Genomic DNA, 21185 nt, shown 5'->3' with positions numbered 1-21185 from the left:
ATGAGAAAGGTTGGTGTTATTCAAATGAATTCAGGTGTAAATCCTGACGATAATATTAAGCAACTTACTCTCAAGCTAAAAGGATTACGTCAACAAGGCGCAAAACTGGCTTTAACTCCTGAGAATAGTATCGTTTTTGGTCAGAAAGAAGATTATGAACGATATGCAGAATTTCTTGGAGAAGGAGAATTACAAGAGGCGCTGTCTGCATTGGCAAAACATTATCAGATTTGGCTTGTCGTTGGTTCTTTTCCGATAAGAAATCCAGATGAAAGCTTATCGTCAACGTGTTTAGTTTATAACGATACTGGAGATCTTGTAGAGCATTATCATAAATTGCATATGTTTGATGTTGATGTCGAAGATGGACATCAAAGTTACCGTGAATCTGATACATTTACACCAGGTAATCACATTAAAGTCGTTGATACGCCAGCCGGGAAACTAGGGCTCTCTATTTGTTATGATGTTCGTTTTCCTCAACTGTACAGTGAGCTTCGCCGACAAGGTGCTGAAATTATTGTCGTTCCAGCTGCATTTACCAAGGTTACTGGTTATGCACACTGGGATATCTTATTGCGCTCAAGAGCGATTGAAACTCAATGTTGGTTATTAGCTGCTGGTCAGTGGGGCTCTCATGGTGCAGGCCGTGAAACATGGGGACACTCAATGATTATTGATCCATGGGGAAATAAAGTTGCTCTTCAAAAAGAAGGCACAGGTGTGATTATTGCGGATATTGATTTATCGCAATTAGCAGCGATCCGTAAAAAAATGCCAATAGCAAAACATGCGAGATTAAATTGCCAGTTAAATTAAACTCAGTGTGTATACGGTTTATTTAAGAAAAGAGTGAGTTTCACTATAAAATACACTCTTTTTTATTCATAATCAGATCCTAGATATTAAATTTTTAACAAGAGTACCTCGAATGAGTTTGCAAGAAGTAGAACAATCCTTATTGAGTCAAGCAGGGATCGGTCAGCAGGAACTGTCTCAGACCTTAAGCACCATTGCAAAAAGAGACGTAGACTATGCTGATATCTACTTTCAGTCTTGCTGGCATGAATCGTTAGTACTTGAAGACAGTATTATTAAAGACGGCTCTTTTAATATTGACCGTGGTGTTGGTATTCGTGCTGTTGCTGGTGAGAAGACTGGTTTTGCTTATTCTGATCAAATTAATCTTGAGGCATTAACTCAAAGTGCAAAAGCAGCTCGTGGTATTGTTCAACAAGGTGGTGAAGGTAAAGTAAAAGCATTTTCAGCTCAAGCCATCCCTCAATTCTATGCACCCATCAACCCTCTTAACAGTTTAGATAAGCAACAAAAAATAGCACTTCTTGAAGAAGTGGATGCTTATATCCGAGCAAAAGAACCACTAGTTCAAGAAGTATCTGCAAGTATTAGCGGTGTTTATGAGCAAATGTTAGTAGCCGCTCTGGATGGGACTTATGCAGCAGATGTGCGTCCATTGGTTCGCTTATCTATTAGTGTATTAGTTCAGCGTGGTGATAAGCGTGAACGCGGCAGTGCTGGTGGTGGTGGCCGTTATGGCTATGATTACTTTTTAACTGAAGTTAATGGAAAATCTATCGCTCTTGAGTTTGCAGATGAAGCGATTCGTCAAGCTTTAGTCAATTTAGATGCGGATGCCGCTCCAGCTGGAATGATGCCTGTAGTTCTTGGTTCTGGTTGGCCTGGCGTTCTATTGCATGAAGCGGTAGGCCATGGTCTTGAAGGTGATTTCAACCGTAAAGGGTCTTCAGTATTCTCAGGAAAGGTTGGAGAGAAAGTTACGTCTTCAGTATGTACAATTGTTGATGACGGTACAATGGCTGATCGTCGTGGTTCATTAAATGTCGATGATGAAGGTGTTGCAGGCCAATACAATACATTAATTGAAAATGGTGTATTGAAAGGCTACATGCAAGATAAGCTAAATGCTCGTTTAATGGGCGTAGCTCCTACAGGTAATGGTCGTCGTGAGTCTTATGCTCACTTACCAATGCCTCGTATGACTAACACTTATATGCTACCAGGTGAACATACTCCTGAAGAAATTATCTCAACGGTTAAGAAAGGTATTTATGCTCCTAATTTCGGTGGTGGCCAAGTAGATATTACTTCTGGTAAGTTTGTGTTCTCAGCATCAGAAGCGTATTTAATTGAAGATGGTAAAATTACTCGCCCAGTGAAAGGGGCTACTTTGATTGGTTCAGGTATGGAAGCAATGCAACAAATCTCGATGGTCGGTAATGATTTATCATTAGATCGTGGTGTTGGTGTTTGTGGTAAAGCTGGCCAAAGTGTTCCTGTTGGCGTTGGTCAACCAACATTGAAGCTAGATGCATTAACTGTTGGTGGTACTGAGTAACCCAACTAGTTACAACTTAGTTATATAAAAAAAGAGCCAAGTATCATATGATGCTTGGCTCTTTTTTATGGACAGTAGAAGAAGATTTATAGATCTTCTTCTAAGTACAAGTCTTTTAAAATTTGGAAAATTTCACGATATGCCTTAGGTGGCTTATTCGATGCTTTTTCTTTTTTAGCTTGACGAGCAAGCTGACGGAAGCGTTGGCGATCCGCTTCAGGATATTTCACCATTACTTCTTCAATCACAACATCTGGAGTTTCAATCATACGGTCACGTAAGATTTCTAACTTATGAAGTGCGATAGTCGCTTGTGAGTGCTTATTACGAACTTTATCCAAAGCCAATTGAATTGGTTCTGGATCTTCAAGACGCATTAACTTACCAATGTATTGTAATTGGCGACGTTTTGCTTCGTTCTTAAAACGTTGCGCATCAGAAATAGCTACTTGCAGAGTTTCTGATAGTGGAAATTTAGCAAGAACAGCAGGCTTTAAACCAACTAACTCTTCGCCTAATTTTTGTAGATCTTCCATGTCGTTTTTCATCTCGGTTCTACTTACCCAGATGATCTCTTCTTCTTCTTCCCAAGGAGCTTTTTGATTTTTACGTGCCATGATCTTCATTCTTTAATGGGTGATTATCTCTATTTTAGCAAGATAAATGGATAATTGGGCGCAAATTTATCACATAGAGTGTTATTCTAGTAAAAATGTATATATTCAGTCAGATGTTATGGATGCAAAAGCCCAAATGATGAATCAAAAAATAGAACTTGAAGCTGCAGTAGCCAAGGCGTTAGAAATGGCCACACAACACGCGAGTGCTGCAGAAGTAGCAATCACAAAAACAACAGGTATCAGTGTCTCTACTTTAATGGGAGAGGTTGAAAACGTTGAGTTTAATCGTGATGGTGCCCTAGGTATTACCGTTTATCGTGGTCACCGTAAAGGCAGTGCATCAACATCTGATTTAAGTGATAAGGCGATTCAACAGACGGTTGCTGCGGCGTTAGATATCGCAAATTATACCTCAGAAGACCCATTTTCTGGGCCTGCGCCAAAAGAATTAATGGCGAAAAATATTCCTGATTTAGATTTGTTTCATCCTGATGATCCAGAACCTGATTATGCAGCACAAAAAGCAATTGAAGCTGAACAAGCTGCATTAGAGTATCATTCTTCGATTAAGCAGAGTGATGGTGCAAGTTATGACAGCCATTACGGTATCAAAGTTTACGGTAACAGCCACGGCATGTTAGCGAGCTATCCATCAAGTCGCCACAGCATCAGTTGTAGTGTTATTGGTGTGGATAAAAACGGTGATATGGAGCGAGATTATAGTTATACCGTCGCTCGTCATCGTGATGATTTGTGGGATGCTAAGAAAGTCGGTCTCGATGCGGCTGAGCGAACAGTGAGTCGTTTAGATGCTCAGAAATTAAATACAATGAAAGTACCCGTTATGTTTGCTGCTGATGTAGCAACAGGCTTGATGGGACATCTTGTGATGGCCATCAGTGGTGCGAATCTTTATCGTAAATCAACGTTTATGCTTGATAAGTTAAACGAAAAGATTCTACCTGAATGGTTTAATGTGAGTGAACGTCCACATATTTTAAAAGGCTTAGCAAGTAGTCCATTTGATAGCGAAGGGCTATATACGCAAGATCGTGAAATTATTACCGATGGTGTGTTAGCTACGTATTTATTAACAAGTTACGCTGCTCGTAAATTGAACATGACTCCAACTGGTCATGCGGGTGGGATTCATAACTGGTTTGTTAAATCAACAGGCCAGAGTTTTGAACAGATGCTAAAAACAATGGGAACCGGTCTTTTAGTCACAGAGCTTATGGGTCAGGGCGTAAATACAGTGACGGGTGATTACTCTCGTGGCGCGGCTGGTTTCTGGGTTGAGAATGGTGAGATCCAATACCCAGTTTCAGAGATAACTATTGCGGGTAATTTAACTGAAATGTACCAAAATATTATTGCCGTTGGTAGTGATGTTGAAACGCGTTCACAAATTCAAACCGGTTCTATCTTAATTGAATCGATGAAGATTGCAGGTCAGTAATACCGCCTGAAGCGATACCAATAAAAGAGATACAAAAAAGCGCGCTGTCATTAATGAGAGCGCGCTTTTTTAATTGGGGGTACTTGGTATTACATTAAAATAGTAGCTAAACCTAGGAAAGCAGATAAACCAATAATATCGGTGATGGTGGTTAATGCCATTCCTCCCGCTAATGCAGGGTCTATATTCATTTTCTTTAGAAGTACAGGGATTGCAACACCAGCAACTCCGGCTACCGTTAAGTTAACGAGCATTGCAGCAGATATGATTGCTCCAAGCATAATGTCACCTTTCCAAACCATGACGATACCGCCAATGATAGATGCCCACAAAATACCATTGAGTAGACCAATGCCTGCTTCTTTGAGTAATAATTCTTTTTGGTTACTGTCACCTATATGACCAACGGCTAAACCACGGATCACTAGAGCAACCGTTTGGTTTCCGGCAACCCCCCCCATTGAAGGTACAATGGTCATTAACACGGCAATAGATGCCATTTGTGCTAATGTCGCTTCGAACATATTAGAAACAGATGCAGCAGCAAGTGCTGCCAGTACATTCATACCTAACCATACACTACGACGTCGAGCTGATTTAACCACTGGCGCAAAGGTATCTTCTTCATCGTCCATACCCGCCATACTCATCATTGAGTGTTCGGCATCCTCACGAATAACATCTACCACATCATCAATCGTGATACGACCAAGAAGTAAATGGTTTTCATCAACAACAGGCGCGGAGACCCAGTTTCGACGTTCAAATAGGTTGGCGACTTCACCATCGTCAGTATTTACTGGAATGGCTTCATCTGCATCATCCATGACTTCACGAACTAAAGTATCTTGTTGAGTAGTAAGTAATGTCGTTAAGGATAAGTGACCAATTAAACGGCTTTCTTCATCCAGAACATAGAGAGCATCGGTTGATTCAGGAAGATCGCCTTTCATGCGCAAATAACGCAAAACAACATCGATCTCAACATCCGCTCGAATTGTGATGAAGTCGGTATTCATCATACCGCCAGCAGTATCTTCTGGATAAGATAGAGCCGTTTCTACACGAAACCTGTCTACCGTATCCATCTGACTTAATACTTCACGAGAAACATCGTCAGGTAAGCTACGAAGAACGTAAGCGACATCATCTGTCTCCATACCTTCAGTTGCTTCTGCAATGCTCTCTGGAGCCATTCTAGAGACAATACCGTCTTTTACGTCTTCGGACAGTTCGTCAAGAATTTCACCGTAATCTTCAGGATCGGTTAATTGCCATAATACATTACGGCTTTTCCTGGGTGATGCTTCTAATAGATGGGCAATATCCTCGGGTTCCATGTCTTGTAATAAACGACGTACATGGACAAACATCCCACTATCAAGCGCATTAGATACTTCTTGAAGAGTTTGATGGGTTTGATCGAAATCTTGTGGTTCTTGCATGCTCTCCCCCATTTAATAGCAGTTCTAACTCGAATTATGAGTATAGACAATCTAGATTAGATAATGGGCTGAATAGTAACGTAATTTAGAGGGGACGATAAGTGAATTTTGTGAGGATTAGGTCAAACTATTGATGTTATAAATAATAACTCATTCATCTTCGTCAAAACCGGCTTCAATAAGATCGCAAATAGCATTCAGAGCGTGTTCAGCATCAGGACCATCGGCTGAAACATCAACAAATTGTCCTTGCGCAGAATCAAGCATAAGTAACCCCATGACACCGTCAGCGGTTGCTTGTTTATTTTCATCATTCGTTAATGTTATTACTGCATCAAAGCTTTGTGCCATCTCTACTAGTTTAATAGCAGCTCTTGCGTGTAAACCAAGACGATTTTTAATTAAGAGGTGACGAGATGAAATTGGCATCGATTAGTGTCTCTCTAGCGTCTTGTGACGGATTTGAACTTGTTTTCCTTGCAGCTTAAAGTACTCACCTAGTTGCTGAGTAATATAAACAGAGCGGTGTTGTCCACCAGTACAACCAATAGCAACCGTTAAATAGCTACGATTGTTTTTCTCTAGCGCGGGTAGCCAAGTTGTGAGGAAATCTTGGATTTGTTCTTTTAATTTAATGACATCATCGTGCTTTTCTAAGTAATCAGCGACTGGTTTATCTAAACCTGTCATTGGTCTTAGCCCTGGTTCCCAGTGTGGATTAGGTAAGAAACGAACATCAAATACGTAATCAGCATCAGTTGGTAAACCGTGTTTAAAACCAAAGGACTCAAAGACCATAACTAATTCTTTTGATTCTCGCCCAAGAATTCGAGAGCGTAATGTTTCACTTAAATCATGAATTGATTTTGTTGTGGTATCGAGGACAAGATCGGCTTCTTCTTTAAAATCACTAAGAATATTTTTCTCTAACTCAACGGCTTGTTCTAAAGAGCATTGCTCTCCGATGAGAGATAATGGATGTAGGCGGCGCGTTTCACTGTATCGTTTTATTAGCTCTTTATCTTCGGCATCTAAAAATATCACGGTAACATCATGAGACTGCTTTAATTCAGCTAACGTATTTTTTAGTAATGACGGATCTTTAGGCAGGTTTCTAATATCAACACTCACAGCCACATTTTGGCTGCTGTGTTGAATGGATTCAACAAACTGTGAAAGAAGGTCAACAGGTAAATTATCAACACAATAATAGCCTAAATCTTCTAATACTCGAAGTGCGACAGATTTACCTGCCCCCGAGTTACCACTAACTACCATGAGTTTCATTATGATGACCTTTGAATCGATTTAAGAAGTGAAAAGTTGATACAGTTCTTGATCAGTTTCGGCGTGGCGAAGTTGACGTAAAACGTGTTTATCATTGAGTTTTTCAGCAACACTGGATAATGTTTTTAGGTGTAACTTACATTGCTCATCTGGCACCAGTAAGGCAAAAAGAATATCGACAGGACGGTTGTCTATCGCATCAAACTCGATTGGTTCTTGGCACTGAAGTAAAACAGCTACTGCATTATCACAGTTAAAAATTCGACCATGAGGAATAGCGATACCGTTACCAATACCCGTACTTCCCATTTTTTCTCGGTTTAATAAACTTTCAAAAAGATCTTGAGGATTTTGGTCTATATGAGGGGCAGCAATTTCACTGATAAGTTCTAATGCGCGTTTTTTGCTTGTGCATTGGACTGCACTTTTAGTGCAATCCAATGAAAGAATGGTGCTTAATTGCATGTTAATGACTACTTAGTTTTTCTTTATGTTTATTGAGTTGGCGAACAAGTTTGTCCACCAAACCATCAATAGCGGCATACATATCTTCTGCGTCAGAATGGGCGTGTATGTCACCTTGATTTACATGAAGTGTTGCTTCGGCCACATGCAGTACTTTTTCTAGCTTTAATACCACATGCACATGATTTATATGTTCAAAAAAACGGTCTAATTTTTGGAATTTGGTCTCTACATATTCACGAAGGCTATCTGTTAGTTCGACGTTTTGACCTGCGATGTTTATTTGCATAACACTTCCTTTCTGTTAATTAAAGTAAACGTTTACGCTGATTCGACGGGGCAATCCCAAGTGATTCACGATATTTTGCAATGGTTCGTCGTGCTACTTGGATCCCTTGCTCAGCTAATAAAGTGGCGATTTTACTGTCACTTAATGGTTTGGCTTGATTCTCAGCCGCAACCAATTTTTTCACTAGTGCCCGAATAGCAGTTGATGAGCATTCACCACCATTATCCGTACTAACATGACTAGAGAAGAAATATTTTAATTCAAAAATACCACGAGGGGTATGCATGAATTTTTGTGTTGTTACACGAGAAATAGTTGATTCGTGCATTTCAACATCCAGCGCGATGTCATTAAGTACCATTGGCTTCATCGCCTCAGCACCATATTCGAAGAAATCTTGTTGATGTTCAACTATACAACGTGCAACTTTGAGCAGCGTCTCGTTTCTGCTCTCTAAACTTTTAATTAACCATTTTGCCTCTTGCAAATTGGTTCTAATAAATTGTCCATCAGGACTGTTGCCCAACCCTTTACCTAATGCTGCATATTCGGCATTAACTTTTAAGCGAGGAACGCTGTCTGGATTAATTGTTACTACCCATTTTCCGTTATGTTTAAATACTGAAACATCCGGAATTACGTATTCTGTATCTGTATCAATTACACGGTTACCCGGGCGAGGATCAAGCTTATGAATCAGCATCATCACTTGCTTTAAATCTTGTTCTTTAAGCTTAGTCTCTTTTGCTAGTTGTCGGTAGTCTCGATTACCTAATAAATTGATATGCTCTGTTAAAATAAGCTTTGTTTCAGGAAGCCAAGGGGTATCCTGAGGGTAGGTAGCCAGTTGTAATAGCAGGCATTCAGCCAGATTGCGTGAAGCTACGCCTAATGGGTCAAATTGCTGAATTCGCTTCAATACGGCTTCTACTTCGTCCATCTCTACGTCATCATTGCCAATACATTCGAGTACTTCATCAAGGTTAATTGTGAGGTAACCGTAGTCATCTAGAGACTCAATAATAGTGGTGGCAATAGTACGGTCAATATCACTGAATGGCGTTAAATCAGCTTGCCACATTAAATAATCTTGAAGGCTTTCTGTCGTTTCACCTTGATATAGTGGCGTATCATCATCAATGGCTAATCCAGTACTTCCACTGTTAGCACTATAAACATCATCCCAGCTCGCATCCATTTCTAACTCTTCAGATATATTATTGCTATCAATAACATCACTGCTGTCAGTTACAGGTGCTTCTTGTTCTGCTGTGGCAGTTTCTTTTTCAGGTGTCGGCTCTGGAGATAATAAACTTTCAGGCGTGCTTAATTGCTCTTCTTCAACATCAAGAAGAGGATTCGAGTCGAGAGCTTCTTGAATCTCTTGCTGCAGGTCAAGTGTCGATAACTGTAGTAATCGAATGGCTTGCTGCAACTGTGGAGTCATTGCAAGCTGTTGGCCCATTTTTAGCTGAAGAGATGCTTTCATTATTTAGCGATACCTTTATATATTACAACTTAAATTGATCACCAAGATAAACGCGTTTTACGTGTTCATCATTCAATACGTGATCTGGGGTGCCGTTTGCAATCATGTGACCCTGACTTACTATGTAAGCGTGTTCACATACATCAAGGGTTTCACGAACGTTATGGTCTGTAATTAACACACCTAAACCGCGATCTCTTAAATGTTGAATGATTTTTTTGATATCGATTACAGAAATAGGATCAACACCAGCAAAAGGTTCATCAAGCAGTATGAACTTTGGATTTGCAGCTAGGGCTCGAGCTATTTCTACTCGACGACGTTCACCACCAGAAAGGGCCATACCATTACTGTTACGAATATGCTGAATATTAAACTCATCCAATAACTCTTCAAGCTTATCTAAACGCTCTGGTTTTGATAAATCTTTACGAGTTTGAAGCACTGCCATTATGTTATCAAAAACAGATAACTTTCTAAAAATAGAGGCTTCTTGCGGTAAGTAACCAATCCCCATCTTTGAACGGTTGTGCATTGGTTGCAGTGATATATCAACACCATCGATAGTGATAGAACCTTCATCACGAGAAACTAAGCCTACGATCATATAGAAAGAGGTTGTTTTCCCTGCACCATTTGGTCCTAATAAACCGACAATTTTGCCCGATTCAACGGTCAGGCTTACATCGGAAACCACTTTACGGCTACCGTATGTTTTTGCGAGATTTTTTGCTTCTAAGATGGCCATAATTATTTATTATTCAATTGGCTAGGCTGAAGGATAGTTGTAACGCGTTCGTTTTTACCACCATCAGCAATTAGTTTTTGGGTCTGCATATTATAAGTAATAACTTTACCTTGGATAATACTGTCATCTTGAGTTAATTCAGCATTATCAGTCATTTTTAGAAATTCATTTTCTAACTCATAACGTAATTTATTTGCCTTGCCCTTCAGTGTTTTACCATCATCAGTCAATTGACTAAAGCGAGCTGGTTTACCGTAAGCTTCTAGGATCTCACGGCCTTCTTGACCTTGAGGTCGAATCACGACCAATTTGTCTGCAAAGATTTTAATGCTGCCTTGCTTTAAGGTGACATCACCAAGAAAAGTCACTTGGTTACTTTGCATATCAAAGTTTTGTGAATCTGAGTTTATGTGAATTGGCTGCTCTGTATCGCTGCTTAGTGCCCAACTTGGAGAGCTAAATAGCAGGCCAGCAAGTAGACTAATTTGTGAAAGCTTCATAGATACCTTGTACATTCTTTAATAGGGTCGCTTGTTGACTGGTAAAATTACCTTTCATTCCTACGCCTGTTGTTTCAAACGTTGGGCCAACAAGGTTAACGACATCTTCTGTCATAAAATCTTTAGTAGAGAGCTCTATTGTTAAGCTATCGGTTGTCATGGTTTCAAATGCTGCTTCTGGCAGTAAATTTTTGACAATCACATTACCGCTTAAGTAGAGGACATGCTTTTTGTTTAAAACGCCAATATCTGAAATTATTTCCCATTCTTTTACTTTGCCATCTTGGTAGACAAAAAGATGAGGAGTAGTAAAGTTAGTTTCACCTGTTTTAGCAAAACGTTCTAATGCTTTCGCGTTAATTTGATAATTGCGAACACCATTTTCATCATAATTATTATTACTTGTGTTCCTACCGGTAAAAACAGGAACTTGCTGATCAGGAACGATTTGTTGACCATTCTTAGTATACTCATAATATAAGTAATACCCTGACCATGTAGATATCATTAATAATATTGTCATGAAAAGATGTTTTAAGGTCATATACTTAAACCTTTATGTTGTTCTAATTCACCTTTTGCCTCTAAGATCAAATCACTGACTTCTCGAACTGCGCCATGTCCGCCCTTGATCGTCGTTACATAGTTTGCTCGTTGAACGAGTAGTGGGTGACCATCTGCAACACATACTTTTAATGCAACTTTATCCATTACAGGCCAATCAATGAGATCGTCACCAATATAGCCCGTGTGTTCAGGTGCTATATTAAGCTTAGTTAAAATATCTTGGTATGCCTGCAATTTGTTATCTTGGCCTTGGTAGATCAATTTGATCCCAAGCGCTGTCATGCGGTTTTCTACAATTTTAGAATTTCGACCTGTAATGATAGCGATCTCTACGCCAGCAGACATTAATGATTTTACGCCGTAACCATCACGAGTATGAAATGTTTTTAGTTCTTCTCCGTCGTTGCCCATATAAACAAGACCATCAGAGAAGACCCCATCAACATCACAAATTAGCAATTTAATGTCTTTTGCAATGTTAAATACAGATTCTTCAACATCACCATAGAGTGTTGAAATGAATTTAACCGTCATTACATTACCCCTGCTTTTAATAAATCATGCATATTAAGAGCACCAACTAAACGATTATTTTCATCACACAGCAACAAACCATTAATTTTCTTATCTTGCATTAAATTTAAGCCTTCTACTGCTAATAAGTTTGGGTTTGCAACTGCTGGTGAAGGTGTCATTACTTCACCAATCGTTTGGGTATGAATATCAACTCTATTATCCAATAAGCGACGTAAATCACCATCAGTAAAAATACCAATGACTTTTTGCTCGCTATCAACAATAGCTGTCATGCCAAGTCCTTTTTCAGAAACCTCTAGCAGCGCCGTTTTAATTAATGCGCCTTCGGTTACCATTGGTAACTCATCATCTTTATGCATGATATCAGACAATAATAGCAGTAATTTACGACCTAGTGCGCCACCTGGGTGAGACAATGCAAAATCATCAGCGGTAAATCCTTTTGCTTGCAATAGAGCTACAGCAAATGCATCTCCCATCGCTAAGGTTGCCGTGGTACTTGATGTCGGTGCCAACCCTAATGGACAAGCTTCTTGAGGAACGGTAATTTGTAGATTTACATCTGCTACTTTTGCCATGCTTGAATCAGGGTTTCCCGTCATGGTAATAAGAGTAATACCAAGGCGTTTAATTACGGGCAGTAAGGCTAAAATTTCTCCCGCTTCCCCTGAGTTTGAAATGGCAATAACTACATCGCCTTTTTCAATCATGCCTAAGTCACCATGACTTGCTTCACCTGGGTGAACAAAGAAAGAAGGGGTGCCAGTACTTGCTAAGGTAGCCGCAATTTTATTACCGATATGTCCCGATTTCCCCATCCCCATTACAACGACCTTACGCTTACATTCCAGCATTAATTGGCATGCTTTGGTAAAATCATCATTAATGTAGTTATTCAGTTGGGTGAGTGCATCAATTTCAATTTGAAGAACATTTTTTCCTGCTTTGCAGAAATCAAACTGAGTTGCCATCGGGTTACCACCTTTTATTTTGGTTATAGCAGATGTAAGAGCTAGAAGAGTAGCGTATACAATTATTATGCCATATACCAGAGGTAGTTCAAGGTAGAGTGGTTTCTAATGAGGAAGGGAATGTGAAAAATAGATAGGTCATCAATTAATACTAAGTTTTATTGATGACCTATTTGTGTTTTTGTGGCTATTTAACGATAGAGTTACATTGAGTAAAACAGGTAACCTTGATAAGCCAAGAAGCATGTAACTAAGATGCTACCTTCAATTCTGTTAATGCTACGGCTCTTACCTAGCGCCATAAACAATAATAAAATCGAGACCCCCATCATTACGTAAAAGTCTCGTCCCATTAAATCTGGGCTTATTTCTGATGGGTTAATAAGTGCAGGGATCCCCATAACCGCGAGAATGTTGAATACATTCGAACCGATAATATTACCCGCAGCCATATCGTCTTCACCTTTTAGAACACCAGCTACTGAAGCTGCAAGTTCTGGAAGGCTTGTCCCTAAAGCAATAATCGTCAAACCAATAACGAGATCACTCATACCAAAATACTTAGCAATAACAACCGCATTGTCGATTAGCATGTTTGCGCCAACAGGCAGTAAGATTAAACCAACAACGACCCAAAATAGAGCTTTTTTATTTTCAACACCTTCTGGAATTTCAGATTCTTGCTCTTCAAGAAGGTTGTCACCATTTTTTTGTTCGCTTTTGCTAATGTAGAGCATCGCAATAATGAAAGCCGCAAAAAGGGCAATTAACAATAAACCTTCATTAAAACCAAGGTAATTGTTGTACATGATGCCGCCAGCTAACAAGGTTACAATTAGCATCAGGGGTAATTCACGACGGATGATGCCAGAACTGATAGCAAGTGGTTTGATTATCGCGGTAATACCTAAAATTAACGCAATGTTAGCAATGTTTGAGCCAATTACATTACCTACGGCGGTATCTGTTTTTCCATCAAGTGCAGCAGCTGCTGATACCATCATTTCAGGTGCAGAAGACCCCATGGCTAAGATAGTCATACCAATGACTAATGGCGAAATTCCGTAGTTTCTCGCTAACGCGGCAGAACCAAATACCAGTTTATCTGCGCCCCAAACAAGTAGAGAGAGCCCAACGATAAGAAGTAGAGATGGCATGAGCAGCTCTGTCATGGTGTTAATTTCCTTTTGTAAAAGATGTTTTTATAGTTAACCATCAATTTTGACGCTTCTCTGACGAAAAGGAAAGAAAAAAGGCGACTCAGGAAGGGGATATTCGAAAGAATGTTAAAAATAATAAGTTTGATGGATAAGTTAACGTATACTTATCACTATGTTGCTAGGAAGGGCTTTTGATGAAAAGTAATGATATGAATATAGGCACAACTTTAATAAAAGTCGAAAACTTAACCTTTAAACGTGGTGATAGAATTATTTTTGATGATATTAATTTATCAGTACCAAAAGGAAAGATAACGGCGATTATGGGGCCGTCAGGTATTGGTAAAACCACGTTGCTAAGATTAATTGGTGGTCAAATTCCTCCAGAGTCGGGAAATATTCATTTTGAAGAGTGGAATATTCCTAAGCTAGGCCGAAAAGAATTGTATTTAGCCCGTAAAAAAATGGGCATGCTATTTCAATCTGGCGCTCTTTTTACTGATATGAATGTGTTTGATAATGTGGCTTTCCCGTTGCGCGAACATACAAAATTATCAGAGGAATTCATTCGTACATTAGTATTGCTAAAGCTTGAGGCGGTAGGATTACGTGGTGCAGCCGAGTTAATGCCAAGCGAATTGTCTGGTGGTATGGCTCGTCGAGCAGCATTGGCACGAGCGATTGCATTGGACCCAGATCTCATTATGTATGACGAACCTTTTGTTGGCCAAGATCCTATAACAATGGGAGTCTTGGTTGATCTAATTCGTAATTTAAATGATGCTTTAGGACTTACTTCAGTTGTAGTATCTCATGATGTTCCTGAAGTTATGAGTATTGCTGATCATGTGTATCTATTAGCTAATGGACAGATCATTGCTCAAGGTTCACCGCAAGAACTTGAAGATAACCCTGATCCTCAAGTGCGTCAGTTTTTGGATGGTCGTTCTGATGGACCTGTTCCTTTTCGTTTTCCAGCGAAACCATTAAATGAGGCATTGTTTACTCATGAGTAATTTTTCACTTATTTCGTCAATTGAGAAACTTGGTAAGCGAGCCTTATCGGTTTGTGAAATGTTCGGGCGAGCCACTTTTATGTTACTTGGGGCAATTATTGCCAAACCTCAACCAGTAAAAATGTTTCCATTGTTACTAACTCAACTGTATTCAGTTGGGGTTCGTTCTTTGGTCATCATAATGGTTTCTGGTTTATTTATTGGCATGGTCATCAGCCTTCAAGGCTATGTCATCCTTGTGGATTATGGCGCAGAAACCAGTTTAGGCCAGTTAGTATCGTTGTCCTTACTACGAGAGTTGGGCCCTGTGGTTACAGCATTACTATTTGCAGGGCGTGCAGGATCTGCATTAACGGCTGAAATTGGTTTAATGAAAACGACAGAACAACTTTCTGGTATGGAAATGATGGCCGTTGATCCTTTGCGTCGAATTATTGCTCCGCGTTTGTGGGCTGGTGTTATTTCAATGCCACTATTAGCAATGATTTTTATGGCGATCGGTATTTGGGGAGGGCAGATAGTTGGTGTCGAATGGAAAGGTATTGATTACGGTAGTTTTTGGTCATTAATGCAATCATCAGTTGATGTGCGTTATGACATAGTAAACAGCATTATTAAATGTGTGGTGTTCGCCTTTATCGTGACGTGGATTGCGTTATTTAATGGCTACGATGCAACACCGACCTCTGAGGGGATCTCATTGGCAACAACACGAACGGTAGTGCATTCGTCACTGGCGGTATTAGGTATTGATTTTGTGCTGACAGCACTGATGTTTGGGAATTAATTATGCAACAGACACGTAAAGTAGAGTTTTTTGTTGGTCTTTTTGTTTTAGCCGGGATGGCAGCGTTATTAATGTTATTGCTTAAAGTGGCGGACGTTCGTAGTGGCGGTAGCGGTGAGTATTACACGCTAAATGCACAGTTTGATAATATCGGCAGTTTGAAATCTCGCTCTCCAGTTAAAATTGGCGGCGTAGTGGTTGGTAGAGTTGAGGGTATTACTTTAGATACAGAAAGTTATTTGCCTGTCGTTAGTATGGAAATCGATAAGCAGTTTGGTCAATTTCCTGAAACTTCTGCAGCTCAAATTTTAACGTCAGGATTAATTGGCGAGCAATACATCGGGATCGTACCTGGATTTATTGATGAAGATATCGATATGTTAGGCAATGGTGATTATATTGAAGATACTAAATCGGCTTTAGTTCTTGAGGATATGATAGGACAAGTACTGTATAGCATTGGTGGTGACTCATCAGATAAAAGTGAGGAAGAATAATGAAACAATGGTTGAGTATGTTTGTAGCGGTAATTACTCTGTTCTCAGGAGCAGCTCACGCTCAAGAAATTGATAAAACAAAACCTTATGAAATGATGGCGCAAGTGTCAGAAGATACTTTTGCTCGTTTAAAAGCAGAACAACCTGCAATTCAAAAAGATCCTAATGTATTAAAAACGGTCGTTGAAGAAGAATTAATGCCGTACGTTAATGTTAAATATGCCGCTTATAAATTACTAGGTCCTCACCTGAAAAAGACAAGTTCCGAAGAAAGAGAGCTATTTGTGACGGCTTTTCGTGAATATTTAGTATCATCTTACGCTCAAGTATTAACGTTATACACGGATCAAAAAATCATTTTAGAGAAACCAAAAGCAATCCCTGAAAAGAAATCTATAATTAGTGTCCGTGTTGATATTCTTGACTCCGCTCGACCAACGGTAAAAGTTGACTTTAAGCTTCGTAAGAATAAAAAGACGTCAGAATGGCAAGCGTTCGATATGGTTGCGGAAGGTGTGAGCCTATTATCAACAAAACAATCTGAGTGGAGCGCAAAAATCCGTAAAGATGGTATTGATTCGGTAAGCAAAGAATTGACTTCATTAGCAGCTCAACCTATTCGTTTAGAGGGAAGCAAGTAATGAGTTATGTGGATTTATGTGAGTCTAACTCTGATGAAATTTACTTCAAAGGGGCTCTTGATCGTGAGACTGTGCCTAATATTTGGAATAAATTGACACAATGGAAACCTAATATTACACAAGTAAAGGTAGACTTAACTCACGTTAATCGTATTGACTCAGCAGGTGTTGTGTTACTTTTACACCTAATAGAGCATGCAAAAAAACAAAACTGTCATATAATGCTTGCTTTCGTCCCTGATCAGCTCGTTACTTTAATTAAATTAAGTAATGTGGAATCATTGTTTGCTGATCACTTAATAACGCAAAAGGTAGAGTAATGGATAGCGCCGAGATTAAAGAATTATTAGACGCAGCACTTCAACTTCAAGAGATTCACGTTAAAGGTGAAGGAAGCCATTTTGAAGTTATTGCTGTGGATGAATCGTTCAATGGAATGAGCCGAGTTAAGAAACAACAAACCATCTATGGACCTTTGATGGAACACATCTCAACAAATACTATTCACGCTCTATCAATAAAAGCGTTTACTCCGGAAGAGTGGGCACGTGATAAAAAATTAAATAGCTTATTCTAAGAGGCCCTTTGAATGTATAAGTTTCGAATTCAAGGAAGTGAAAAACCACTTTCTGGAGAGGTTACGATTTCTGGTGCAAAAAATGCTGCACTGCCAATTTTATTTGCTGCACTGCTTGCTGAAGAGCCAGTAGAAGTAGCAAACGTTCCAAAGCTACGCGATGTAGATACAACGATGGAGTTGTTACAACGTTTAGGTGCTAACGTATCACGTAATGGTTCAGTTCATATTGATGCAAGTGGCGTTAATGATTTCTGTGCTCCTTATGATCTTGTGAAAACGATGCGAGCATCAATTTGGGCGTTAGGTCCTCTTGTTGCTCGTTTTGGCAAAGGACAAGTGTCTTTACCTGGTGGTTGTGCAATTGGTGCTCGTCCTGTCGATCTTCATATCCACGGACTTGAGCAGCTTGGTGCAACGATTAAGCTTGAAGAAGGCTACGTTAAAGCAGAAGTTGATGGTCGCTTGAAGGGCGCTCATATCGTTATGGATAAAGTGAGTGTTGGTGCAACAATCACAGTAATGTGTGCAGCAACTCTAGCTGAAGGCAAAACTGTTTTAGAAAACGCAGCGCGTGAACCTGAAATTGTTGATACCGCTAACTTCCTTAATGCCATTGGTGCGAAAGTATCTGGCATGGGTAGTGATACTATTACTATTGAAGGCGTAGAACGTCTTGGTGGTGGTTATCACGAAGTGGTTGCTGACCGTATTGAAACTGGAACATTCCTTGTTGCCGCAGCGGTATCTGGTGGTAAAGTTGTTTGTAAAAACACTAAAGCACACCTTCTTGAGTCTGTACTAGCGAAGCTTGAAGAAGCAGGTGCTAAAGTTGAAACTGGTGAAGACTGGATCAGCTTGGATATGACTGGACGTGAGTTGAAAGCGGTAAATATCCGTACAGCGCCACATCCTGCATTCCCAACAGACATGCAAGCGCAATTTACGCTATTAAACATGATGGCAAAAGGTTCAGGTATTATTACAGAAACGATCTTTGAAAACCGTTTCATGCATATCCCTGAACTACAACGCATGGGGGCTCACGCTGAAATTGAAGGTAATACTGCTATTTGTGGTGATACAGACGGTTTAAGCGGCGCTCAAGTGATGGCAACCGATTTACGTGCATCTGCAAGCCTTGTGATTGCTGGTTGTATAGCGAAAGGTGAAACAATTGTTGATCGTATTTATCATATCGACCGTGGTTATGATAAGATCGAAGACAAGTTAACCGCATTAGGCGCGAATATCGAGAGAGTTCGTAGTAGCGATTTATAATCTTACTGATTATTTTGCTGAAAAGCTAAGCGGAAACCGGGTATATAATTACCCGGTTTTTTATTGTTTGTATGTAGGAGAAACACTTATGATCGCATTGTTACGCCTAGTTGCTCTGGCTATCTTTGCTGTCTTTACGTTTGTATTTGGCTGTGGCTATTGTTTACTGAGTCCACGTAATCCAAAACACGTTTATACTTTTGGTCTATGGTTTGCTCGTATGTCACGAGTGTTTGGTATTAAACTTGAAGTTCGCGTTCCTGAGAGTGTTAAGAATGCAGGCCCAAGTTTATATATTGCTAACCACCAAAATAACTGGGATTTATTTACGGTTTCTGGTGCTATTCAGCCTCGAACGGTAACGGTAGGCAAAAAAAGCTTAGCGTGGATGCCATTATTTGGTCAGCTTTATTGGATCACGGGTAATATTCTTATTGACCGTAATAACCGTAGTAAAGCCGTTGGTACCATTGCTCAAGTAGCGGATAACATAAAAAAACGTAATGTGTCTGTTTGGATGTTTCCTGAAGGAACTCGCTCTCGTGGCCGCGGATTATTGCCATTTAAAACGGGTGCGTTTCATGCTGCAATAGCTGCTGAGGTTCCTGTAACGCCAATTGTATGTAGTAATACTGAAGGCGTAAAATTAAACCGTTGGAATAATGGTGTTGTGATTGTTGAAATTTTACCGCCGGTAAGTCTTGATGGTTACGATAAAACAAACGTTCGTGAGCTAGCGAATGAGTGTCGTGAACAGATGAAAACTAAGCTAGAAGAATTAAACAAAGAGGTTGCGGAGCGCAGCTAAGTTTAAGTTTTTATTATAATTTTAAGGGTATGCAGCTTGCTGTATACCCTTTTGTTTTGATGTGTATATCCTTAAAACGTGTAGATAATAATGAAAGAAGAAGTCGTCCTTGTAAACCAACAGGGTCAAGCTATTGGTACAATGGAAAAGTTAGAAGCGCATGAAAAAGGCCTATTACATTTGGCTTTCTCAGTTTTGCTTTATCGTAATGGTAAAGAAGAAAGAGAATTTCTTTTACAAAAACGTGCGGAGTGTAAATATCATAGCAAAGGCAAGTGGAGTAATACCTGTTGCTCACATCCAAGACTTCATGAGTCGATTGAATCAGCTGGAGAGCGTCGATTAGAAGAAGAAATTGGCATTACTGATGTCGCTGCAAATGCATTTGAAAATTTGGGTTGGTTTATTTATCAAGCAGAGTTAGAGAATGGTTTAAGTGAGCATGAATTGGATTATATTTTATTAGCAAACTCCCCTGACGTTAACTTTACGATTAATCCAGAAGAAGTTAGTGATATTCAATGGTGGCGAGAGAGTGATATTGCAAAAGAGTTAGAAAAAAATCCTACTATTTTCTCTGTATGGTTTGAAACAGTCTATTCTCAAACAATACAATATTTGAATAAAAAATAAGGCAGAAACTTATAGGGCCTGCCTTAATTACGTTACTTATTGCTTTTGAGCTTATTTGCGGACGGCAATAGCTTCGATTTCAATGCCAACATCTTTTGGAAGACGAGCAACTTCAACACAAGAACGTGCAGGGTAGTTTGCTACTTTATGTTCATCAAAGAAGTTGCCATACACTTCATTTACAGTACCAAAATCATTTAAGTCTTTAACAAATACCGTCATCTTTACAATATCAGAAACAGTTAGGCCAGAAGATTCCACAACCGCTTTTACGTTTTCTAGAGATTGACGAGCTTGTTCTGCAATATCATCAGATACTTCCCCAGTTGCTGGATTGACAGGGATTTGGCCAGAAGTCAGTACCATGTTACCAAGATCAACACCTTGAATGTATGGACCAATTGCTGCTGGTGCGTTATCTGTATGAAGAACTTTAGTCATTGTCTGATTCCTTTTTAAGTGAAGTGAACCTTAAGTTCACCGATAAGTTCAATATAAAACAAATGTTAGAAATAAAACAGCCCCGACAATATCGAGGCTGAGAAGATGGCTCTATTTATCTTAATTTAAATCGGCAACGACTTCTTGAGAGTACACTTTTTCGCAATATTTGCATTTTAAATGAATGCTTTCTTTCTTTGTTATTACTTTAAAGCTGCTATCTACTGGCTCACCATGAGTAATACAATTACTGTTTGGACATTCAAACACTCCCGTAATTTGCTCAGGTAAAACTAATGGGATTTTTTTAATTACTTCATAGTTTTCTATTTGGTTCACTGTTGCGTGAGGGGCATATAAAGCTAATTTACTTGCTTGCTCAGGCGTGACGAATGTATTTTCTATTTTTAGTAGATCTTTTGCTCCTAATGCTGAAGAGGGTAAGTTTAAACCAATGGTGACACGCTCTGCTGTTTTATCCATCTGGAATAACTTAAGCACTTTAACGCCAATATTTGCAGGAATATGATCGATTACTGTACCGTTTTTGATCGCTTCAACACGTAATTGAGTTTTGTTAGCCATGTTAA

The 21185-nt window shown here is 39.5% G+C and carries 27 protein-coding genes; 12 read left to right on the top strand and 15 right to left on the bottom strand.

Annotated elements, in window-relative coordinates:
* Window positions 1–819 (top strand): carbon-nitrogen hydrolase family protein, encoded by an 819-nt coding sequence (locus BTO23_RS10120; RefSeq protein WP_061004657.1) that lies wholly within the window; start codon window positions 1–3, stop codon window positions 817–819.
* A gap of 112 nt (window positions 820–931) precedes the next feature.
* Window positions 932–2377: a metalloprotease TldD gene (tldD, locus tag BTO23_RS10115; protein WP_060992539.1), complete on the top strand. Its 1446-nt coding sequence runs from the start codon at window positions 932–934 to the stop codon at window positions 2375–2377.
* Window positions 2378–2463: 86 nt separating this feature from the next.
* Here tldD and yjgA read toward each other — a convergent pair whose 3' ends face one another.
* The gene (yjgA, locus tag BTO23_RS10110; protein WP_060992538.1) at window positions 2464–2994 is read right to left on the bottom strand and encodes a ribosome biogenesis factor YjgA; all 531 of its coding nucleotides are present in this window, start codon (window positions 2992–2994) and stop codon (window positions 2464–2466) included.
* 118 nt (window positions 2995–3112) lie between these two features.
* Between yjgA and pmbA the strand changes: the two genes are divergently transcribed.
* Window positions 3113–4456 (top strand): metalloprotease PmbA, encoded by a 1344-nt coding sequence (pmbA, locus tag BTO23_RS10105; protein WP_060992748.1) that lies wholly within the window; start codon window positions 3113–3115, stop codon window positions 4454–4456.
* Window positions 4457–4545: 89 nt separating this feature from the next.
* Here pmbA and mgtE read toward each other — a convergent pair whose 3' ends face one another.
* The 12 genes from mgtE to BTO23_RS10045 form a co-directional block, all read right to left on the bottom strand.
* Window positions 4546–5901: a magnesium transporter gene (mgtE, locus tag BTO23_RS10100; RefSeq protein WP_060992537.1), complete on the bottom strand. Its 1356-nt coding sequence runs from the start codon at window positions 5899–5901 to the stop codon at window positions 4546–4548.
* Between the two features lie 150 nt (window positions 5902–6051).
* Complete coding sequence (locus tag BTO23_RS10095; protein WP_060992536.1) at window positions 6052–6330, bottom strand: HPr family phosphocarrier protein; 279 nt, start codon at window positions 6328–6330, stop codon at window positions 6052–6054.
* Window positions 6331–6333: 3 nt separating this feature from the next.
* Complete coding sequence (gene rapZ / locus BTO23_RS10090; protein ID WP_060992535.1) at window positions 6334–7188, bottom strand: RNase adapter RapZ; 855 nt, start codon at window positions 7186–7188, stop codon at window positions 6334–6336.
* Between the two features lie 21 nt (window positions 7189–7209).
* Window positions 7210–7653 carry a PTS IIA-like nitrogen regulatory protein PtsN gene (gene ptsN / locus BTO23_RS10085; RefSeq protein ID WP_060992534.1) on the bottom strand — a complete coding sequence of 148 codons (444 nt, stop codon included), beginning with the start codon at window positions 7651–7653 and terminating at the stop codon, window positions 7210–7212.
* Window position 7654: 1 nt separating this feature from the next.
* The gene (hpf, locus tag BTO23_RS10080) at window positions 7655–7942 is read right to left on the bottom strand and encodes a ribosome hibernation promoting factor (protein ID WP_060992533.1); all 288 of its coding nucleotides are present in this window, start codon (window positions 7940–7942) and stop codon (window positions 7655–7657) included.
* A 19-nt stretch (window positions 7943–7961) separates the two neighbouring features.
* Window positions 7962–9389, bottom strand: coding sequence for an RNA polymerase factor sigma-54 (locus BTO23_RS10075; RefSeq protein WP_425427818.1), 1428 nt, complete (start codon window positions 9387–9389; stop codon window positions 7962–7964).
* A 64-nt stretch (window positions 9390–9453) separates the two neighbouring features.
* Window positions 9454–10179, bottom strand: coding sequence for an LPS export ABC transporter ATP-binding protein (gene lptB / locus BTO23_RS10070; protein WP_060992531.1), 726 nt, complete (start codon window positions 10177–10179; stop codon window positions 9454–9456).
* Between the two features lie 2 nt (window positions 10180–10181).
* Complete coding sequence (gene lptA, locus BTO23_RS10065) at window positions 10182–10679, bottom strand: lipopolysaccharide transport periplasmic protein LptA (RefSeq protein ID WP_060992530.1); 498 nt, start codon at window positions 10677–10679, stop codon at window positions 10182–10184.
* Window positions 10660–11223, bottom strand: coding sequence for an LPS export ABC transporter periplasmic protein LptC (gene lptC / locus BTO23_RS10060; RefSeq protein ID WP_060992529.1), 564 nt, complete (start codon window positions 11221–11223; stop codon window positions 10660–10662). The genes lptA and lptC overlap by 20 nt, the downstream gene beginning before the upstream one ends.
* Window positions 11220–11780, bottom strand: coding sequence for a 3-deoxy-manno-octulosonate-8-phosphatase KdsC (kdsC, locus tag BTO23_RS10055; RefSeq protein ID WP_105063425.1), 561 nt, complete (start codon window positions 11778–11780; stop codon window positions 11220–11222). Before kdsC ends, lptC begins: the two co-directional genes overlap by 4 nt.
* Window positions 11780–12754: an arabinose-5-phosphate isomerase KdsD gene (gene kdsD, locus BTO23_RS10050; protein ID WP_060992527.1), complete on the bottom strand. Its 975-nt coding sequence runs from the start codon at window positions 12752–12754 to the stop codon at window positions 11780–11782. The genes kdsC and kdsD overlap by 1 nt, the downstream gene beginning before the upstream one ends.
* A 203-nt stretch (window positions 12755–12957) precedes the next feature.
* Window positions 12958–13926: a calcium/sodium antiporter gene (locus tag BTO23_RS10045; RefSeq protein WP_060992526.1), complete on the bottom strand. Its 969-nt coding sequence runs from the start codon at window positions 13924–13926 to the stop codon at window positions 12958–12960.
* A gap of 197 nt (window positions 13927–14123) precedes the next feature.
* On the opposite strand from BTO23_RS10045, the gene mlaF reads away from it, so the two are divergent.
* The 9 genes from mlaF to idi all read left to right on the top strand — a co-directional run bounded on the left by mlaF (window position 14124) and on the right by idi (window position 20154).
* Window positions 14124–14930, top strand: coding sequence for a phospholipid ABC transporter ATP-binding protein MlaF (gene mlaF, locus BTO23_RS10040; protein WP_170066727.1), 807 nt, complete (start codon window positions 14124–14126; stop codon window positions 14928–14930).
* The gene (gene mlaE / locus BTO23_RS10035; protein WP_105063423.1) at window positions 14923–15717 is read left to right on the top strand and encodes a lipid asymmetry maintenance ABC transporter permease subunit MlaE; all 795 of its coding nucleotides are present in this window, start codon (window positions 14923–14925) and stop codon (window positions 15715–15717) included. Before mlaF ends, mlaE begins: the two co-directional genes overlap by 8 nt.
* A 2-nt stretch (window positions 15718–15719) precedes the next feature.
* Complete coding sequence (mlaD, locus tag BTO23_RS10030) at window positions 15720–16214, top strand: outer membrane lipid asymmetry maintenance protein MlaD (protein ID WP_060992524.1); 495 nt, start codon at window positions 15720–15722, stop codon at window positions 16212–16214.
* Window positions 16214–16855 carry a phospholipid-binding protein MlaC gene (mlaC, locus tag BTO23_RS10025; RefSeq protein WP_105053969.1) on the top strand — a complete coding sequence of 214 codons (642 nt, stop codon included), beginning with the start codon at window positions 16214–16216 and terminating at the stop codon, window positions 16853–16855. The genes mlaD and mlaC overlap by 1 nt, the downstream gene beginning before the upstream one ends.
* Entirely contained in the window at window positions 16855–17175 is a 321-nt protein-coding gene (locus BTO23_RS10020; protein ID WP_060992522.1) for an STAS domain-containing protein, read from the top strand. The genes mlaC and BTO23_RS10020 overlap by 1 nt, the downstream gene beginning before the upstream one ends.
* The gene (ibaG, locus tag BTO23_RS10015) at window positions 17175–17432 is read left to right on the top strand and encodes a BolA family iron metabolism protein IbaG (RefSeq protein ID WP_060992521.1); all 258 of its coding nucleotides are present in this window, start codon (window positions 17175–17177) and stop codon (window positions 17430–17432) included. The genes BTO23_RS10020 and ibaG overlap by 1 nt, the downstream gene beginning before the upstream one ends.
* A gap of 12 nt (window positions 17433–17444) precedes the next feature.
* Window positions 17445–18713 carry a UDP-N-acetylglucosamine 1-carboxyvinyltransferase gene (gene murA / locus BTO23_RS10010; protein ID WP_060992520.1) on the top strand — a complete coding sequence of 423 codons (1269 nt, stop codon included), beginning with the start codon at window positions 17445–17447 and terminating at the stop codon, window positions 18711–18713.
* Window positions 18714–18801: 88 nt separating this feature from the next.
* On the top strand, window positions 18802–19521 hold the full coding sequence (locus tag BTO23_RS10005; protein WP_060992519.1) for a 1-acylglycerol-3-phosphate O-acyltransferase: 720 nt from the start codon (window positions 18802–18804) through the stop codon (window positions 19519–19521).
* A gap of 90 nt (window positions 19522–19611) precedes the next feature.
* Window positions 19612–20154: an isopentenyl-diphosphate Delta-isomerase gene (idi, locus tag BTO23_RS10000; RefSeq protein ID WP_081091586.1), complete on the top strand. Its 543-nt coding sequence runs from the start codon at window positions 19612–19614 to the stop codon at window positions 20152–20154.
* Between the two features lie 51 nt (window positions 20155–20205).
* Here idi and BTO23_RS09995 read toward each other — a convergent pair whose 3' ends face one another.
* Together BTO23_RS09995 and pyrI are read right to left on the bottom strand one after the other, a co-directional pair.
* Window positions 20206–20595 (bottom strand): RidA family protein, encoded by a 390-nt coding sequence (locus BTO23_RS09995; protein ID WP_060992517.1) that lies wholly within the window; start codon window positions 20593–20595, stop codon window positions 20206–20208.
* A 120-nt stretch (window positions 20596–20715) separates the two neighbouring features.
* A complete protein-coding gene (pyrI, locus tag BTO23_RS09990) occupies window positions 20716–21180 on the bottom strand; it encodes an aspartate carbamoyltransferase regulatory subunit (RefSeq protein WP_060992516.1) in 465 nt (154 codons plus the stop codon).
* Between the last annotated feature and the right edge of the window lie 5 nt (window positions 21181–21185).

Source organism: Aliivibrio sifiae, assembly GCF_002954715.1.
GTDB lineage: Bacteria > Pseudomonadota > Gammaproteobacteria > Enterobacterales > Vibrionaceae > Aliivibrio > Aliivibrio sifiae.
Note: the sequence above shows the minus strand (reverse complement) of the source record. Positions and strands in the feature narration are given on the sequence as shown.